This window comes from Oleiphilus sp. HI0043 (genome assembly GCF_001634935.1).
Genome location: NZ_LWEY01001283.1, coordinates 1 through 1,683, shown reverse-complemented (window position 1 = coordinate 1,683; position 1,683 = coordinate 1). Strand labels below are relative to the sequence as shown.

Below are 1,683 nucleotides of genomic sequence, written 5' to 3'. Positions count from 1 at the left end.
CCAAGGCGTTAGCAAATCAGATAACGATACGGTACAAAAATCATGACCGAGCATGGCGCCGACACGGCTTGCGCCCGCTTGCATGGCAGAGATTCCAGGGACAACGTCTATCTCAACATCTAGCCATTCTGGATGATCTAAGGCCTCGCCTTGCGCTTGCTTTAAGAGTTGTTGATCCAACAATTCAAACACCAACGTTGCCATCGCATAAATGCCGATGTCGCCACTCGAAACCAAGGCGGTTGTTTTACCGCTAGCCGCGAGATCTAAGGCGAGTTTAGCTCGCCCGATCTCTTCCCCCAAAGGTAACTCGTGATGTGTTTTTCCATCACACACATCACCTAACAAGTCGAGATACAAACCGTACGCGACCAAATCTGAACTGGCTCCAATGGCGCTAAGCGCTTTCGGCGCCACAAGAGATCTATCACCAGGACCGGTGCCCACTACAAATAACTGACTCATGCTAATTTTGTTTCCTGCTCTTAATTCAAATGAACTATTTTTCCAATACGACCTAAGCACTATTACTTATCTGACGCTGTCTTAGTAAAGCTCCGTGCAATCGCGCACGTGGCTTTCTTTGTCTTTTGTTTCGATAAAACCAACTCCGCTGGCGCAGACGTCGTCTTTTGTGCCGAATACAATGCCGCCGATTCAGCGACCCCATACACGCCAACTGTGTCGAATATATAATCTGACTTTACGCTCAGCTGAGACTCAACCGTCGCCAACTGATCTTTGTCCCATGTGAGATACGGTAAAGCCAGGGATGCCGCCAAATCGATTAACCCTTGTTCGTCCGCCTTAATATCAATGCTTGCGATGCCGCTAATCTGTGAAAGCTCTAAACCCTTTTCCACAAGGCATTGTTCTAGCAAGGCACGAAGTTCTGACTCAGGGCAATGCCGCTCGCAGCCCATGCCCACGATGTAGATTGGTTTCAAATACGGATCCGCCGTCGTTAAGACCAAGCTTGCACTGAGTACTTCCGAAATAATTCGCCCAAACTCATTCGCGCCACCTTCATGCCCGGACAGCAAGGGAATAACAAATTCGCCACGTTCATCCAGAACGAGGACGGGCGGGTCTTCATGTTTGTTCACCATTACCGGCGCGAGTGTTCGCATGACAATGCCTGTGGCACAGATTAAAATCTGTCGTTCGCCGGCGCGAAATGAGTCTTGCACCGTTTGCGCAAAGGGTTGCGGTTTAAACGACACCTCGACTTCATTCGTAAGCGCAGTTGAATCGGTTCTAATTGCGCTTGCTAAGCGTTCTGCCAAACAGCGCCCGGCTTCGGTTAACGCGAAAATTCTAATCACGACTTCTCTCCTCTGAGCTACGATCTGCCGATGGTAAAACCACAAACAAAGAAAAATACGGCCCTTGCTCTGGAGATAATTGAGTTATATCGCTCACAATCTTCTGATTATCTCGGCCGATATATTCAAGATACGTGGCGTCGGCTAATCTTCCCGTTCGCTCAAGCAATGCCAATATTCTTGGGCGGGCCTGCCCTGCTTTCATGATCACCACACTATCGTGCTCGCTAAGGGCTCGCTCTATTTGCGAATCCTGATGACGGCCACTGACCACAACAAACGATTCTTTTAACATTGTAAGCGGTTGCATCATCGCGCTGGCAGCAGCATTCACAGACGAAATACCTGGGATCACCTG

General features: G+C 49.2%; 3 protein-coding genes. All 3 read right to left on the bottom strand.

The genetic code is table 11. The features are described 5' to 3' along the window. On the bottom strand, window positions 1-465 hold a 465-nt coding region (locus tag A3729_RS16715), incomplete at its 3' end, for a precorrin-3B C(17)-methyltransferase (RefSeq protein WP_197475888.1). Window positions 466-527: 62 nt separating this feature from the next. After that, entirely contained in the window at window positions 528-1,325 is a 798-nt protein-coding gene (locus tag A3729_RS16710) for a cobalamin biosynthesis protein (RefSeq protein ID WP_068511655.1), read from the bottom strand. After that, window positions 1,318-1,683 (bottom strand): SAM-dependent methyltransferase (locus tag A3729_RS16705; protein ID WP_231877454.1); only part of this gene is annotated, 366 nt, incomplete at its 5' end. The genes A3729_RS16710 and A3729_RS16705, both read right to left, overlap by 8 nt.